Genomic DNA, 14,917 nt, shown 5'->3' on the forward strand with positions numbered 1-14,917 from the left:
AGTCCGACGGTCAGCGCCTCGCGAGCACCAGGTCGCCGACCTCGTCGAGCGTCGCCACGACGTGCACCCCCGCCGCGCGCGCGGCCTCGGGGTCCTCCTCGTGCGGGCCACCGCGCCGGGTGCCCGGACGGTCGATCCACACGCCCGTCAGGCCTGCAGCGGCCGCGGCCCGCGCGTCGACGTCGAGCTCGTCGCCCACGTAGACCGTGCGCGCCGGGTCCGTGCCCAGGCGCGCGCACGCCTCGACGAAGACCCGCGGGTCCGGCTTGCCGAATCCCAAGGTGTCGACGCCCACGAGCATGGGCACGTCCGAGAGCCCCGACCGGGTCAGCTTGTCCGTCTGGAGCGCGACCGACGCGTTGGACAGCGCACCCACCTTGACTCCTGCCGCGGCGAGCCGTGCGAGCACAGGTGCGGCGTCGTCGTGCGCGCGCCAGCTCTCCTCGAAGGTGCCCCAGAACACCGTCTTCCACGCCGCGTACCCGTCCTCGTCGAGGACCACTCCGCCGAACGTCTCCTGCAGCTCGTTCGCGCGCAGCATGCGCTGGCCGTCGAACGTCAGCTCGCCGCGCGTGTACGCCCGGTACCAGCCGTGCGGGTCGCTGCGCCACAGCGCGAGGACCTCCCCGTACCTCTCGACCGGCAGGCGGGGCAGGTACACCTCGCACACCGCGTCGATCGCGAGCGCGAACGCGCCGCGGGTGTCGACGAGCGTGTCGTCGACGTCGAACAGGACTCCGTCAACTCCGTCAACGCCGTCGACGCTGTCGACAGCCGCGCCGGGCGCGACGTCCCCCGCGAGGGGAGCGACGCCGTCGGGAAGCGAGGGCAGCACCGTACCGGGCGACGGCTCGGGCGCGGTCACAGCGACGCGCGCAGCGCCCGCAGACGCGCCAGGGTGGACTCCTTGCCGAGGATCTCCATCGACTCGAACAGCGGCGGCGACACGCGACGTCCCGTCACGGCCACGCGCAGCGGCGTGAACGCGAAGCGGGGCTTGATGCCCAGCTCCTCGACCAGGACCGCCTTGAGCGCCTCCTGGACCGGGTCCGTCGAGAAGTCCTTCAGGGCGTCGAGCACGCGGATCGCGGCGTCGAGCACGGCCGGCGCCTCCTCGCGCAGCGCGGCACGCGCCTCGTCCTCGACCGGCACGGCGTCGTCGGCCACGAACAGGAAGCCGAGCATGCCCTTGGCCTCGCCGAGCAGGACCATGCGCTCCTGCACGAGCGGCGCACCCGCCGTGACGAGCGCCTGGTGCTCGGCCGAGAGGTCCGCGAACGAGTCGGCCGGGACGAACCCGCCCTGGTGCAGGTACGGGACCAGGCGGTCGCGGAAGTCCTCGGGCGCCAGCATGCGCAGGTGCGTCGCGTTGATCGCCTCGGCCTTCTTGAGGTCGAAGCGGGCGGGGTTGGGGTTGACGTCGGCGACGTCGAACGCCGCGACCATCTCCTCGACCGTGAAGATGTCGTTGTCCGCCGAGATGCTCCAGCCCAGCAGCGCGAGGTAGTTGAGCAGGCCCTCGGGCGTGAAGCCGCGCTCCTTGTGCAGGAACAGGTTGGACTCGGGGTCACGCTTGGAGAGCTTCTTGTTGCCCTCGCCCATGACGTACGGCAGGTGGCCGAACTGGGGCATGACGTGCGCGACGCCCAGCTCGAGCAGCGCGCGGTACAGGACGACCTGGCGCGGGGTCGAGGACAGCAGGTCCTCGCCGCGCAGCACGTGCGTGATGCCCATGAGGGCGTCGTCGACCGGGTTGACCAGCGTGTACAGGGGCTGGCCGTTGCCACGCACGATCACGTAGTCCGGGACCGAGCCCGCACCGAACGAGATCTCGCCGCGCACCAGGTCCGTGAACGCCACGTCGGTGTCCGGCATGCGCATGCGCAGCACCGGCTCGCGGCCCTCGGCGCGGAACGCGGCCTTCTGCTCGTCGGTCAGCGTGCGGTCGAACCCGTCGTAGCCCATGGCCTTGGGCCGACCGGCCGCGACGTTGCGCGCCTCGATCTCCTCGGGCGTCGAGAAGGACTCGTACGCGTAGCCGCCCTCGACGAGCCGACGGATGACGTCCTGGTAGATGTCACCGCGCTGCGACTGGCGGTAGGGCTCGTGCGGACCGCCGACCTCGACGCCCTCGTCCCAGTCCATGCCGAGCCAGCGCAGCGCCTCGAGGAGCTGCTGGTAGCTCTCCTCGGAGTCGCGCGCGGCGTCGGTGTCCTCGATGCGGAAGACGAACGTCCCGCCCACGTGCCGGGCGTACGCCCAGTTGAACAGCGCCGTGCGGATGAGGCCGACGTGCGGCGTACCGGTGGGCGACGGGCAGAAGCGGACGCGGACGGGCGAGGAACCAGGTGCAGGGATCACGTCCCACAGCCTATCGCCGCTGGGTCCTCGGGACCGTGCGCGGCCCGTCACGGGCCGCCGAGCGCCCGGACGAGCAGGTCGAGCGCCCGTGAGACCTCAGGCTCGCTGGGCGTTCCGTAGCCGACGACGAGCCCGGGCACGCCCTCGCCCGGCACGTGCCGGTGCTCGGCGAGGCCCGTGACCTCCAGGCCGAGGTCGGCCGCCCGCCTGACCACCGCGGCCTCGTCCACCGCGCCCGGGAGCCCGATGAGCGCGTGCAACCCCGCAGAGATCCCGGAGACCTCGACGGCGCCGCCCCCGACCAGTCCCGCCAGTCGACCGACCAGCAGGTCCCTGCGTCGGCGGTACCGCCCCCGGACCGCCCGGACGTGGCGGTCGTAGCCGTGGGACTCGATCAGGTGGGCCAGGGCGAGCTGGTCGGCGCTCCCCGTCCGGTAGTCGGCGTGGGTCTTCGCGTCCACGACGGCGTCGAGCCACCGCTCGGGAACGACCATCCACCCGAGGCGGACCGCCGGACCGATCGTCTTGGAGACGCTCCCCGCGTACACGACCTCGTCCGGGCCGATCCCCTGGACCGCCCCGACCGGCTGGCGGTCGTAGCGGAACTCGCCGTCGTAGTCGTCCTCGATCACGAGGCCTCCGGTCGACCGCGCCCAGTCGAGGAGAGCGCGCCGCCGGGCGGGCGCCAGCGTCGACCCCGTCGGGTACTGGTGGGCGGGGGTCACGACGACGGCGCCCACCTCGTCGAGCCCCGCACCTGCGAGCAGATCGGTTCGCGCCCCGTCCCCGTCGACCGGGAGCGCCCGGACCTCCAGGCCGGCCCGGCGGACGATCTCACGGTGGAACCCGAGGCCCGGGTCTTCCATCGCGACGTGGCGGACGTCGGCACCGTGGAGCACCTGAGCGACCAGCGCGAGCGACTGGGCGTACCCGGTGGTGACCACGACGCGTCGGGGGTCCGCCACGACACCGCGGGTGCGTGCGAGGTACTCGGCGAGCGCCGTGCGCAGCTCGGGCCGACCCCGTGGGTCCCCGACCCCGAACGCCTCGGTCGGTGCCGTGGCGAGCGCGGCCCGGGTGGACCTGGACCACGCGGCGCCGGGGAACGTCGTGGCATCGGGGCTGCCCGGTACGAGCCGGAGCATGCGCACCGGACGCAGGTCCGGAACCCGTCGCTCGGGAGGCGCCTGGGGGGCACCCCTTGCCGACGAGACCCGCGTGGCATCGAGTGCGGCCACGCGGGTCCCCGACCCTGCCCTGGCCTCGAGGTACCCCTCGGCGACGAGCTGGTCGTACGCCGCAGTGACGGTCCCGCGAGCGCAGCCCAGGTCGTGCGCCAGAGCCCGGGTCGAGGGCAGTCGGGAGCCGGGGGCGAGCCGTCCTGCACGGATCGCGTCACGCAGCGCGCCCTCGAGACCGGACCTCTTCCCGGTGCCATCGCCCATCTCGAGGTGCAGGTCCGCTCCGGAAGTGGACCACCGATCATTCATGCAAACGGACCTTACCGCTGGTCCGTACGCTCCGTACCGTCAGACGCATGACCACTGAGACCGCGCCCCAGACCGTTCCTGTCCCCTCCCGCCTTGCCGTCGACGAGCTCGCTCCGCTCATGAGCCGCGCGATGGCGTCGTTCGCCGCCGCGACCCGGAAGTCCTCGATCGAGCCCGCGCTGCTCGACCTGGTCTCGGCACGCGCTTCGCAGATCAACGGCTGCGCCTACTGCGTCGACACGCACAGCGCTGACGCGATCGCCGCGGGCGAGGACCTCCGCAGGGTCCTGAGCCTGTCCGTCTGGCGGGAGACGCCCTTCTTCACGGCTCGCGAGCGCGCGGCGCTCGCGCTGACCGAGGCGGCCACCCGGTGCGCCGAGGGTCCGGTGCCCGCCGAGGTCGTCGAGGAGGCTGCCGAGCACTTCGGCCCGACCGAGCTCGCCGAGCTCGTCTGGGCCGTCGCCGCGATCAACGCCTGGAACGTGGTCGGGGCTTCCCTCCACCCCTGGCCGCTCGACTGACACGACTGCCCCGGTGCCCGGTGCGGCCGTCGCCCCACCGGGCACAGAGCACGCCCCGCGGGCACAATCGCGTACATGTCCTCCTCCCCGCAGCCCACGCCCGACCCGGGCCGCACCGGCGCGAGCGAGCTCATCGCCGACGCGCTCGCCGCGGTCCACGAGGCGTTCCGCGACCTCGACGAGGGCACGGTCGCGACGTACATCCCCGAGCTCGCCACGGCCGACCGCTCACTGTTCGGCGTGGCCCTCGCAGGGGTCACGGGCAGCATCTACACCGCGGGCGACGCGGACGCCCCCTTCACCATCCAGTCGCTGTCCAAGCCGTTCGTATTCGCCCTGGCCCTCATGGACCGCGGGCTCGCCGAGGTCCTCGAGCACGTGGGCGCCGAGCCGAGCGGCGAGGGGTTCAACTCGATCCGCCTCGACCCCGCCACGGGGCGCCCGCCCAACCCGATGGTCAACGCGGGCGCGATCGTCACGACGTCCCTGGTCCGCGGGGCCTCCGAGGAGGAGCGCTTCGCGCGCATCCTCGACCTGCTCGGCGCGTTCGCGGGCCGCCCGCTCGACGTCGACGGGCGCGTCTACGTGAGCGAGTCCGAGACCGGGGACCGCAACCGCGCGATCGCCTACCTCATGCACAGCGCTGGCTCGCTCACCGCGGACGTCGAGGCGACGCTCGACACCTACTTCCGCCAGTGCTCGGTGCTCGTCACGGCCCGGGACCTCGCGGTGATGTCGGCGACGCTGGCGAACGGAGGCGTCAACCCGGTCTCGGGCGAGCGTGTGGTCGACGAGATCGTGACCGAGTGGGTCCTGGCCGTCATGGCCACGAGCGGCATGTACGACTACGCGGGCGAGTGGCTGCTGCGGGCCGGGCTGCCGGCCAAGAGCGGCGTCTCGGGCGGGCTCGTGTCGGTCGGTGTGGGGCAGTTCGGCCTGGGCCTGTTCAGCCCGCCGCTCGACGCACGCGGCAACAGCGTGCGCTCGGTCGCGGCCGCGCAGGAGATCTCCCGGCAGTTCGACCTGCACCTCATGCACCGCCCCGACCGCGACGTGCCGACGCTCTACCGGAGCACGCGCGCCGACCGGCTTCGCCAGCTCGCGCACCGCACTCCCTCCCAGCTCCGCCGCCTGCGGGACCTGGGCTCGGCGATCTCGGTGCGGGCCGTCCAGGGCACGGTCGAGTTCGCGGCGGCCGAGACGATCCTGCGCTCGGTCGACGAGCTGCCGTCGCCCCTGCCGAGCGGCGAGCGGTGGCTGATCCTGGACCTGCACCGCACGTCTCGTGTCGTGACGCTCGGGGCACAGCTCCTGCGCGGGCTCGTCACACGCCTGCAGGGGCAGGGCGTGCACGTCGTGGTGGTCGACCCGTTCGAGCGCGGCTTGCTGCCAGGCGTCGACGGGGAGTTCACGACGTTCGAGGACGCGCAGCGCTGGTGCGAGGACCGGTTGCTCGACGCGGCCCGGGCCGCCTGACCCGGGCCGCGCGACCGGGGCCGCGCGACCGGGGCCGCCGTCGCAGCGGACGGAGAGGTCGCAGCGGACGGAGAGGTCGCAGCGGACGGAGAGGTCGCAGCGGACGGAGAGGTCGCAGCGGACGGAGAGGAGGTCACCGTCCCGTGCGGGACGGCGACCTCCTCCGACGACCACGACGGTCAGGAGCAGTCAGCTCCGCCGGACCACCGGGTTCGCGAGCACGCCCAGGCCCTCGACCTCGCACTCGACGCGGTCGCCCGCCTCGATGCGGCCGACGCCCGCGGGCGTGCCCGTGAGGATGACGTCGCCCGGGAGCAGCGTGAACGCCTCGGAGATGTACGACACCAGGTACGGGATGTCGAAGATCATGTCGCGCGTGCGGCCGTCCTGACGGATCTCGCCGTTGACGCGCGAGCGCACCGCGACGTCGTCGATGTCGAGGTCGGTGTCGATCCACGGGCCGAGCGGGCAGGCCGAGTCGAAGCCCTTGGCACGGGCCCACTGGCCGTCGGTGCGCTGAGCGTCGCGCGCGGTCACGTCGTTCGCGATCGTGTAGCCCAGGATGTACGACGCCGCGTGCTCGGGGCTCACGTCCTTGGCCATGCGGCCGATCACGACCGCGAGCTCGGCCTCGTAGCTGACCTCCTCGGAGAAGTCGGGCAGCACGATGGGGTCGTCCGGACCCACGACCGAGGTGTTGGGCTTGAAGAAGATGAGCGGCGACGTCGGGACGTCGTTGCCCATCTCCGCGGCGTGGGCCGCGTAGTTGCGTCCGACCGCGACCACCTTGGAACGCGGGATCACGGGCGCGAGGAGGCGGACGCCGTCCCCGAGCTCGATCCGTTCGCCCGTCGGCAGGACAGGCATGTAGAGGGGGTCGCCGTTGAGGACGGCGAGATAGGTCTTGCCCGCCTCCTCCTGCACGAGGGCGTAGCGGGGGTCTTCTCCGGTGGTGAATCTGGCGATGCGCACGAGCCCAGCCTACCGACGAGAAGGCCGCGGCCCCCTGGGCAGGGGTCCGCGGCCTTCTCGTGGTGGTCGTGCTGGTGCGTGCGGAGCGTGGCGTCCGCGGGTCCGTCGGCTCGCCTCCGGCGCGGGGACGTGGCCCGACGGCGGCGCTAGACCCGGGCGAGCACCTCGCCGTTGAGGACGGCGAACCATCCGGCGGGCTCCTCGGCCCAGCGCAGCCACTCCTGCGCGAGCTGTTCGAGGGCGACGTCGTCCGCGAGCGCCGACTCCTTGGCCTGGACGGCGAAGTTGGAGGCGATGCAGCGCTCGGCCCACAGGCCGCCCCACCAGGCGCGGTCGGCGGGGGTCGAGTAGCACCAGACCCCGGCGGACGGCACGATCCCGGCGGGGTCGAACCCGGCCTCCTGCACCCAGGCGAGGAGGCGCCGGCCCGCGTCGGCCTGGTAGCCGTAGGCGTGCGTGACCTCGTGGTAGAGCTCGTTCCACTCGGTGAGGCCCGCCGACTCGGGGTACCAGGTCATGGCGGCGTAGTCGGCGTCGCGCACGGCGACGAGGCCGCCGGGCTTGGCGACGCGCTTCATCTCGCGCAGCGCGGCGAGCGGGTCGGACAGGTGCTGGAGGAGCTGGTGGGCGAACACGACGTCGAACGTGTCGTCCGCGAACGGCAGCTCGTAGGCGTTGGCCTGCTGGAACGAGACGTTGCTGAGCCCGGAACCGGCGGCGAGCTCACGGGCGCTGTCGAGCACCGCGGCCGAGGCGTCGACGCCGATCACGGTGCCTCCGGGAACGTGCCGCGCGAGGTCGACGGTCACGGTCGCGGGGCCGCAGCCGACGTCGAGGATCGCGTGGTTGGGGCGCAGGTGCGGCAGGAGGAACCCGGCGGAGTTCTCCGCGGTGCGCCACCGGTGCGAACGCAGGACGGACTCGTGGTGGCCGTGGGTGTACGACTCGGACTCCATGCTGGGAGTGCTGCCCAGGGCCCCGGTGGGGGCGTCGGGCGCGTGGGTGTCGGCCGCGGCGTCGACGGTGACGTCCTGGTCCGGCGTGGGGGTGTGGGTCATGCTTGCACGGTAGAACGCTTCCACGGTTACCACAGCCCCGTTCTCACATCATGGGCGGTGGAGGGTCGGGGTGCGGGTCGCACGTCGTCGCGAGGCCCTGTCGGGTGCCGCCGCGTCCGGTGCGTCCCGCACGCGCGGAGCGCTCCCGGGGGCAGGATTCTCCCGTGACCACACCCGCGGCCGAACTGTCCCTCCCGAGCCTCGCGACGCCGTCGGGCGGGTTCTGGCGGCGGCACGCCGACCTGCTCCTGCCTGCGGGAGACCGCGTCCCCGGGGTGGACCTGGCGCGCGGCCTGGCGATCCTGGGGATGTTCGCGGCGCACGTGGGCGTGACGTCGGACGACTTCGCGACCGGCGAGGGGTGGCTCTCGCTCGTGCACGGCCGGTCCTCGATCCTGTTCGCCCTGGTCGCGGGCGTCTCGCTCGCGCTCGTCTCGGGGCGCCGCACCCCGCTGGTCGGCGTGCCGGCGCTCCAGGCGCGCACGCGGATCCTGGTGCGAGCCGTGCTGCTCCTCGCGATCGCGGGGCTGCTCGACCTGCTGGGAACGCCGGTCGCGCTGATCCTGGGCTTCTACGCGGCGTACTTCGTCCTGGCGCTGCCGTTCCTGCGGTGGTCGCCGCCCCGGCTCGCGGGACTCGCGCTCGTCGTGGCGGTCGTGGGGCCACCGGTCGCGTACTGGCTGCCCGAGGTCATGCTGCGGGCCGAGCTCTGGCTGCCGATGGACGGTTCGGGCGCTCTGACGGACTTCCTCCTGACGGGCACGTACCCGGCCGTCGTGTGGATGGCGTTCGTGCTCGGGGGGCTCGCGGTCGGGCGCCTCGACCTGGCCTCGCGCCGACTGCAGGTGTCGTTGCTCGCGGGCGGCCTCGTGACGTCGCTCGCCGCCTACATGGCGTCGGCGCTCGTCACAGGTGGCTGGCTGACGGCGGTGCTCGCGGGGAGCGGCCCGGCGGCACGGATCGAGCAGCGGGCGCTCGACGCGTCGGGCGTGTTCCAGCCCGAGCCGCTGCCGTGGACGACGCCCCTGCCGACGTCGGAGTACCTGTGGCTCGCGGGCCCGCACACCGACACGACGCTCGAGGTCGTGGGGTCGGGAGCCTTCGCGCTCGCGGTCCTGGGGCTGTGCCTGCTGGTGGGCGACCGTCGTCCGCTCCTGCGGGTCCTGGCCCCGCTCGCGGCCGTGGGTTCGATGGCGCTCACGGTCTACTGCCTGCAGGTCGTCGCGATCTGGGCGTGGCAGGACCAGCTCATGGCGGACGAGGGGAACGGCGAGCTGCTGCTCCTCGTGGTCGCGAGCCTGGTGCTCGCGACGGTGTGGCGGTGGTCGCTCGGTCGGGGCCCGCTCGAGCGGTTCGTGGGCGGGGTCGCGGGGCGCGCGGCGTCGATTCCCTCGGCCCCCGCACCGGGTCCCACCAGGCGAGACGTCGGCCCGACGGCGCCACCCACCCCGGGGGGCGACGTACAGTCGGGCGCATGACGACTTCTTCACCCGACGTCCCTGCCCGCCCCGAGGTCCGACGCCTGGGCTCGTCCGGCCTCGCGGTGTCCGCGATCGGTCTGGGCTGCAACAACCTGGGACGCCCGCGCACCGCGACCGAGTCCCTCGACGGGTCGCGCGCGCTGATCGACGCCGCGCTGGACGCGGGCATCACGTTCTTCGACGTCGCGGACGTGTACGGCGCCCGGCCGGGCCTGAGCGAGGAGCTGCTCGGCAAGGCGCTGGGCGGCCGGCGCGACGACGTCGTGGTCGCCACGAAGTTCGGCATGCCCATGCACGGGGCCAACGGCGAGGACTTCCGGGCGCGGGGTTCGCGTCGGTACGTCGTCAAGGCGGTCGAGGCGTCGCTGCGGCGTCTCGGCACCGACTGGATCGACCTGTACCAGTTCCACACCCCGGACAGGCGCACGCCCGTCGAGGAGACGCTCTCCGCGCTCGACGACCTGGTCCGTGCGGGCAAGGTCCGCTACGTCGGCCACTCGAACCGGGCGGGCTGGCAGATCGCCGACGCCGAGTACCAGGCCCGCCTGACCGGCACGGTCCGCTTCGTGTCGGCGCAGAACCAGTACAACCTCATCGACCGCGAGGCCGAGCTCGAGGTCCTGCCCGCGGCGAAGGCCTACGGGCTGGGCGTGCTGCCGTTCTTCCCGCTCGCGAACGGCCTGCTCACGGGCAAGTACGCCGACGGCACGGGGCCGGGCGACGGCCGCCTGGTCCACTCCAAGCCGCACCTGCTCGACTCCGCGCCCTGGCAGGCGCTCACGGCGCTCCACACTTTCGCGCGCGAGCGCGGCGTGACCGAGGTCGAGGTCGCGTTCGGGTGGCTGCTGGCCCAGCCGCAGGTGTCGAGCGTCATCGCGGGCGCCACGCGCCCCGAGCAGGTCCGGCAGAACGCCGCGGCCGGGGCCTGGGTGCCGAGCGCCGACGACCTCTCCGCCCTGGACGCGATCTTCCCGCCTGCTCGCAAGGTCGCGCCGTTCTGAGCGCCCCCTACCCTAGGCTCGGAGGATGGCAGCGGACACGCGGGACGAGGACCGGCCGGAGACCCGACCGGCCGACCGGCCGGTCCCGCTGACGGCCGTGCCGCCTGCCGGGCCCCCTGTCGTCGTCGGGGTGAGTCCCGGCCAGCCGGACGTCGTCCTGGTCGAGGCCGCACGCTTCGCCGGTCGGTTCGGCGGCGAGCTGGTCTGCGCCCACGTGGTCGCCGGCCGTTTCGCCGTCTCGGAGCGCCCGGACGGGAGCGTGGTCTCGGCCTCGATCGACCCGGACTACGACGACGAGCGCGAGCAGGACCTGGAGCCTGCGCTCGTGGAGCACCTCGCCGCGGTCCTCGGCCCGACCGGCGTCCGGTGGAGCACCCGGCTCCTGGTCGGCGACACGGCCGACGCGCTGGGACGTCTCGCGGACACGCTCGACGCGGCGATGGTCGTGGTCGGCGCGCACCGCCACGGGCTCGCCCGGGGCGTGCAGGAGCTGTTCAACCGTTCGGTCGCCGTGCACCTGGCCCACCGCCAGGTGCGGCCCGTGGTCGTCGTGCCCGTGCGGGCGACGGACAGGCACGGGCAGGGGGTCGGGTGACCGGCCGGGGCGCCCGGCCCGGCTATCTGCGCTGGTCGTCGATCGGGCTCGTCGTGCTCGGAGGGGCGTTCGGTGCGGCAGCGCGCGAGGGGGTCGTCCTCGCGATCCCCGACCTTCATGAGGTGCCCGTCGCGATCCTGGTGGTCAACGTCGTGGGGGCCTTCGTGCTGGGGTGCCTGACGGAGGTGGTCCTGCGCCGCCTGCCCGACGACCCGCGCGGTCCGCGGCTGCGCCTCCTGCTCGGGACGGGCTTCTGCGGCGGCTTCACGACGTACAGCACGCTCGCGACCGACGTCGCCCTGCTGCTCGACTCGTCCCGCGCGGGGCTGGGCGTCGCGTACGCGCTCACGACGGTGCTCGTCGGCGCGGGCGCGACCCTCGCGGGCATCGTCGTGGCGGCCCGGTACGACGCGCGCTCGCGGCGCGTGGACCGCAGGACCGTCCGATGACGCCGGGGGTCTTCGTCCTGCTGGCCGTCGCGGGCGGCCTGGGTGCCGGCGTGCGGTTCGTGGTCGACGGGCTGGTGCGGTCCCGGGTCCGGACGGAGTTCCCGTGGCCGACCGCGGTGATCAACATGTCGGGCTCGCTGCTCCTCGGCGCGCTGACGGGGCTGCTCGTCGCCCACCTGGTGTCGAGCGACGTGGCGGCCGTCGTCGGCACGGGCTTCCTCGGTGGTTACACCACGTTCAGCACCGCGAGCTACGAGACCGTCCAGCTCGTGCGTCAGCGCAGGTACGGGCTGGCGTTCGCCTACTCGCTCGGGATCCTGGTGGCGTGCGTGGGGCTGGCCTGGGCGGGCTATTCCTGGGGCGTCGCACGCTGACAGCACCGTCACGGAGGCGTAGCGTCGAGCCATGGCCACCTGGGAGGACGTGGACCGCATCGCGGCGGTGCTGCCCGACACGGCCGAGCACCGTCCGCGCGAGTGGGCCGTGCACGGCCGCAACTTCGCGTGGGAGCGTCCGCTGCGCCGTCGGGACCTCGACGAGCTGGGCGCCTCCGCGCCGGACGCCGCACCCCTCGGGTTCTACGTCGCCGACGAGGGCGAGAAGCTCGCGCTCGTGGGCGACGAGCCGAGCACCTTCTTCACGACGGCCCACTTCGCGGGCTACCCGATCGTGCTCGCGCGGCTCGACCGCGTCGCGGTCCCCGAGCTCGAGGAGCTCCTGACGGACTCCTGGCTGGCGCGGGCCCCCCGGCGCCTCGCGCAGTCGTTCCTGGACACGACCGAGTAGGCCCCACGGCCCGACGGCGCCGCTCCCCCACCGCGCCGAGCGGCGGCCCTACCGGCGGACGGCTCTCCGGACGCCGCTCGCCCGGCCCGAGCGGCCGTTCCGGCCTACGCTCGGCTCATGACGTTCGCCGAGGTGATCGAGGTCGTCGGCAAGGTGGTCGACGCGGCGGGGGTCGCCGCGATCGTCGTCGGTGCCCTGTTCGCGACGTTCCTGTCCGTGACCCGGCGACGGGAGGGCAACGTCTACCGTCTGTTCCGGCGACGCCTCGGCCGGTCCATCCTGCTCGGGCTCGAGCTCCTGGTCGCGGCCGACATCATCCGTACGGTGGCCGTCACCCCGACGCTCGAGAGCGTCGGGGTGCTCGCCGCGATCGTCCTCATCCGGACGTTCCTCAGCTTCTCCCTCGAGCTCGAGATCACGGGCCGGTGGCCCTGGCAGCAGGCCCCCGAGGAGGACCTGCCGCGCTCCGACGCCGAGGACAGGGACGCGCGCAGCATGGGCACGCGGGACGCGGCGGGAACCGTCGGCCCGTAACGCCGTCGTCCTGCGAGGCCCCGCGTCCCGCGGGGGTCAGCCCGCCGTCGAGAAGAGCACCGACTCGTACTCCCACGCCCCGACGTCGACCTCCATGGTCAGGTCGGCGGGGTCGGTGACTCCGAAGACCACGGGGAACGTCACGGACTGGCCGGGGAGCAACGAGGTGCTCGGGCCGCTGCCGATCGAGCTCGCCGCGTCGAAGACCTGGGTCCCCTCGGCACCTCCCGACGAGAGCGTGACGTACGTGAGCGCCGGGTCGAACGCCTCGGAGGTACCGATCGTCAGCGTGAGGTCCACCCGGACGAACTGCGTGAAGCCCTCGCCGCCCACCGACGTGTCGCTGGGCGTGAACGCGACCGGGACGCTCGCGCCGACCTCGAGACCGTCCTCGAACACCGCGGCGTCGCCGAAGACCAGGGCCGACAGGTCGTCACCGACCGTGGTGTCCTCGGCCGTGCCCGCCGGGGTCTCGTCCGCGCCGGCTCCTGCGGGGGCCGTGCTCGTGACGCTCGTGGACTCCAGGCTCGTGGAGAACTCTTCAAGTGCTGCGACGAAGAAGACCTGGGAGACGACGACACCGACGCCCGCGACGGACGAGACGACGATCGCGGCGATCGACCGTCCCTTGCCGGTGCCGAGCGGCCGGGCCTGGACGAGGCCGACGATCCCCAGGACGAGCCCCGCGAGCGCCAGGACCGCCGCGAAGAGGTTGATGATCGGGATCAGGCAGAGCACGAGCGCGACGAGCGCGAGCACGAGCCCGGTCGTCGCGAGCACGTTCGACCGCGGGGGCGGGACCGAGCCGTGGGGAGGACGGTGGACGGGCTGCTCCGGTGCCCACGTCGCCGGCCCTCCGGGCTGCGGGTACGGCGTGCCCGGTGGCGGCGCGGTGGGATACCCGGTCGGCGAGGGGTTCGGCTCGGAGGTTCCGGGAGGGGGGTAGCTCATTCGTCTGCTCTGCTTCTGGTCGTGCACGGCACGGCGGCGCCGGGGTGTGCGTGGAGGAGCCGCACGTCGCCCCCGCACGAACTCCGGAACAAGCGTCCCATGTGTGGAGATGCCGCAGAGGGGGCTCTCGGGTGAAAACGACCGCGGTCCCAGGACCACGGGGCCGTCGAGCCCCCGGGGGGTGCCACGCCGCCGTCGAGCCCCCAGGGGGCACGCGCCCCGAGCGACCCTCAGCGCGAGTCCGTCGCCCTGTGCGGGGGCGCCGGGTCCGCCGCCCCCTGCACGGGAGGCGGGTTCACGAGGACCACCTCGGCCGTGTCCCGCTCCCCGGCGGTCCGCTGGTCCCAGCCCGGCTTGCGCAGGGCGTAGAAGAGCAGCGGAGGCCCTCCCAGGACGATCACGACCGCCGCCACCACGAAGGGGTAGGCACCGGACGGCACCCCGGAGAACCCCTCGGGCGGGACGAACGCCAGCACGAAGGCCGCGGCGCACGCGACGAAGCCCACGCCCGCGACGAACGTCATCGCGGGGGTCCGGTAGGTCCGCACGACGTCCGGCTTGGAGCGTCGGAGCCGGATCGCCGCCGCGAACATCATCATGTACATGATCAGGTAGAGCGCGGCCGCCATGTCGATGAGGGCGATGAACGCCGTGTTGATGTTCGGGATGACGAGGAAGAGCAGCGCCAGGACGGACACCACGATCCCCTGGACCCCGAGGATGCCCACCTGGACGCCCGCCTTGTTGCGCTTCTGGAGCGCCGGAGGAAGAAGGCCCGTCCGCGCCGCCGCGAGCAGCCCGCGCGAGGGACCCGCGATCCAGGTCACGACCGAGGCGAAGGCGCCCAGGGCGATGAGGGCCGAGATCGCGGTGACCGCCCACGGCATGTCCCACTTGTCGAAGAACACCTGGAACGCGAGGTTGATGCCGTTGGTCAGGCCCAGGTCCTTCTTGGGCACCGCGACCGCCATCGCGATCGTGGGCAGGATGAACACCACGAGGATCAGGAGCGTCGCGACGGCGATCGACCGGGGGAAGCCCTTGCCCGGGTTCTTCATGTCGTTCGCGTGCACCGCGTTGACCTCCATCCCGGCGTACGCGAGGACGTTGGAGACCACGAGGACGATCGACGCGATCCCGGTCCACGGCGGGACCACGGCCGAGACCTCCAGCGAGGTCTCCGACTTCTCCCCGGTCGCAAGCCAGATCGCACCGAGCACGATCAGCAGGACGGCAGGGAAC

General features: G+C 73.3%; 16 protein-coding genes. 9 read left to right on the plus strand and 7 right to left on the minus strand.

Going from position 1 to position 14,917, the window contains the following annotated elements; all coding sequences use genetic code 11:
* Positions 1–10: 10 nt before the first annotated feature.
* From H9641_RS09710 to pdxR, 3 genes are read right to left on the minus strand one after another with little or no spacing between them, the layout of a single operon-like run.
* The gene (locus H9641_RS09710; protein ID WP_318244496.1) at positions 11–865 is read right to left on the minus strand and encodes an HAD family hydrolase; all 855 of its coding nucleotides are present in this window, start codon (positions 863–865) and stop codon (positions 11–13) included.
* Positions 862–2,361 (minus strand): glutamate--tRNA ligase, encoded by a 1,500-nt coding sequence (gene gltX, locus H9641_RS09715; protein WP_191803197.1) that lies wholly within the window; start codon positions 2,359–2,361, stop codon positions 862–864. The genes H9641_RS09710 and gltX overlap by 4 nt, the downstream gene beginning before the upstream one ends.
* A gap of 47 nt (positions 2,362–2,408) precedes the next feature.
* Positions 2,409–3,851, minus strand: coding sequence for a MocR-like pyridoxine biosynthesis transcription factor PdxR (gene pdxR, locus H9641_RS09720; RefSeq protein WP_191803199.1), 1,443 nt, complete (start codon positions 3,849–3,851; stop codon positions 2,409–2,411).
* A gap of 47 nt (positions 3,852–3,898) precedes the next feature.
* Between pdxR and H9641_RS09725 the strand changes: the two genes are divergently transcribed.
* Together H9641_RS09725 and glsA are read left to right on the plus strand one after the other, a co-directional pair.
* Entirely contained in the window at positions 3,899–4,372 is a 474-nt protein-coding gene (locus H9641_RS09725; RefSeq protein WP_191803201.1) for a carboxymuconolactone decarboxylase family protein, read from the plus strand.
* Between the two features lie 75 nt (positions 4,373–4,447).
* Positions 4,448–5,848: a glutaminase A gene (gene glsA, locus H9641_RS09730; RefSeq protein WP_191803203.1), complete on the plus strand. Its 1,401-nt coding sequence runs from the start codon at positions 4,448–4,450 to the stop codon at positions 5,846–5,848.
* Between the two features lie 189 nt (positions 5,849–6,037).
* On the opposite strand, the gene H9641_RS09735 is transcribed toward glsA, so the two are convergent.
* The gene (locus tag H9641_RS09735) at positions 6,038–6,820 is read right to left on the minus strand and encodes a fumarylacetoacetate hydrolase family protein (protein ID WP_191803205.1); all 783 of its coding nucleotides are present in this window, start codon (positions 6,818–6,820) and stop codon (positions 6,038–6,040) included.
* A gap of 146 nt (positions 6,821–6,966) precedes the next feature.
* Complete coding sequence (locus H9641_RS09740) at positions 6,967–7,776, minus strand: class I SAM-dependent methyltransferase (RefSeq protein ID WP_225220271.1); 810 nt, start codon at positions 7,774–7,776, stop codon at positions 6,967–6,969.
* A 266-nt stretch (positions 7,777–8,042) separates the two neighbouring features.
* On the opposite strand from H9641_RS09740, the gene H9641_RS09745 reads away from it, so the two are divergent.
* The 7 genes from H9641_RS09745 to H9641_RS09775 all read left to right on the plus strand — a co-directional run bounded on the left by H9641_RS09745 (position 8,043) and on the right by H9641_RS09775 (position 12,724).
* Positions 8,043–9,356 (plus strand): heparan-alpha-glucosaminide N-acetyltransferase domain-containing protein, encoded by a 1,314-nt coding sequence (locus H9641_RS09745; RefSeq protein WP_318244497.1) that lies wholly within the window; start codon positions 8,043–8,045, stop codon positions 9,354–9,356.
* A complete protein-coding gene (locus H9641_RS09750) occupies positions 9,353–10,360 on the plus strand; it encodes an aldo/keto reductase (protein WP_191803211.1) in 1,008 nt (335 codons plus the stop codon). The genes H9641_RS09745 and H9641_RS09750 overlap by 4 nt, the downstream gene beginning before the upstream one ends.
* A 25-nt stretch (positions 10,361–10,385) precedes the next feature.
* Entirely contained in the window at positions 10,386–10,955 is a 570-nt protein-coding gene (locus tag H9641_RS09755) for a universal stress protein (RefSeq protein ID WP_191803213.1), read from the plus strand.
* Complete coding sequence (locus H9641_RS09760; RefSeq protein ID WP_191803215.1) at positions 10,952–11,404, plus strand: fluoride efflux transporter FluC; 453 nt, start codon at positions 10,952–10,954, stop codon at positions 11,402–11,404. Before H9641_RS09755 ends, H9641_RS09760 begins: the two co-directional genes overlap by 4 nt.
* Entirely contained in the window at positions 11,401–11,778 is a 378-nt protein-coding gene (locus tag H9641_RS09765) for a fluoride efflux transporter FluC (protein WP_191803217.1), read from the plus strand. Before H9641_RS09760 ends, H9641_RS09765 begins: the two co-directional genes overlap by 4 nt.
* A gap of 31 nt (positions 11,779–11,809) precedes the next feature.
* A complete protein-coding gene (locus tag H9641_RS09770; protein ID WP_191803219.1) occupies positions 11,810–12,190 on the plus strand; it encodes an MmcQ/YjbR family DNA-binding protein in 381 nt (126 codons plus the stop codon).
* Between the two features lie 117 nt (positions 12,191–12,307).
* The gene (locus H9641_RS09775) at positions 12,308–12,724 is read left to right on the plus strand and encodes a DUF1622 domain-containing protein (RefSeq protein WP_191803221.1); all 417 of its coding nucleotides are present in this window, start codon (positions 12,308–12,310) and stop codon (positions 12,722–12,724) included.
* A 36-nt stretch (positions 12,725–12,760) separates the two neighbouring features.
* Here the strand turns inward: H9641_RS09775 and H9641_RS09780 are convergent, their stop codons facing one another.
* Positions 12,761–13,675 (minus strand): hypothetical protein, encoded by a 915-nt coding sequence (locus tag H9641_RS09780; protein WP_191803222.1) that lies wholly within the window; start codon positions 13,673–13,675, stop codon positions 12,761–12,763.
* A 230-nt stretch (positions 13,676–13,905) separates the two neighbouring features.
* A partial coding sequence (locus H9641_RS09785; RefSeq protein ID WP_191803224.1) for an APC family permease occupies positions 13,906–14,917 on the minus strand: 1,012 nt, incomplete at its 5' end.

Source organism: Oerskovia merdavium (genome assembly GCF_014836755.1).
GTDB classification, from domain to species: domain Bacteria; phylum Actinomycetota; class Actinomycetes; order Actinomycetales; family Cellulomonadaceae; genus Oerskovia; species Oerskovia merdavium.

Excerpts from the sequence above, each read along its gene's own strand:
- pdxR (WP_191803199.1), bottom strand. The coding sequence starts at position 3,851 with ATGAATGATCGGTGGTCCACTTCCGGAGCGGACCTGCACCTCGAGATG.
- H9641_RS09725 (WP_191803201.1), top strand. The coding sequence starts at position 3,899 with ATGACCACTGAGACCGCGCCCCAGACCGTTCCTGTCCCCTCCCGCCTT.
- glsA (WP_191803203.1), top strand. The coding sequence starts at position 4,448 with ATGTCCTCCTCCCCGCAGCCCACGCCCGACCCGGGCCGCACCGGCGCG.
- H9641_RS09740 (WP_225220271.1), bottom strand. The coding sequence starts at position 7,776 with ATGGAGTCCGAGTCGTACACCCACGGCCACCACGAGTCCGTCCTGCGT.
- H9641_RS09750 (WP_191803211.1), top strand. The coding sequence starts at position 9,353 with ATGACGACTTCTTCACCCGACGTCCCTGCCCGCCCCGAGGTCCGACGC.
- H9641_RS09755 (WP_191803213.1), top strand. The coding sequence starts at position 10,386 with ATGGCAGCGGACACGCGGGACGAGGACCGGCCGGAGACCCGACCGGCC.
- H9641_RS09765 (WP_191803217.1), top strand. The coding sequence starts at position 11,401 with ATGACGCCGGGGGTCTTCGTCCTGCTGGCCGTCGCGGGCGGCCTGGGT.
- H9641_RS09770 (WP_191803219.1), top strand. The coding sequence starts at position 11,810 with ATGGCCACCTGGGAGGACGTGGACCGCATCGCGGCGGTGCTGCCCGAC.
- H9641_RS09775 (WP_191803221.1), top strand. The coding sequence starts at position 12,308 with ATGACGTTCGCCGAGGTGATCGAGGTCGTCGGCAAGGTGGTCGACGCG.
- H9641_RS09780 (WP_191803222.1), bottom strand. The coding sequence starts at position 13,675 with ATGAGCTACCCCCCTCCCGGAACCTCCGAGCCGAACCCCTCGCCGACC.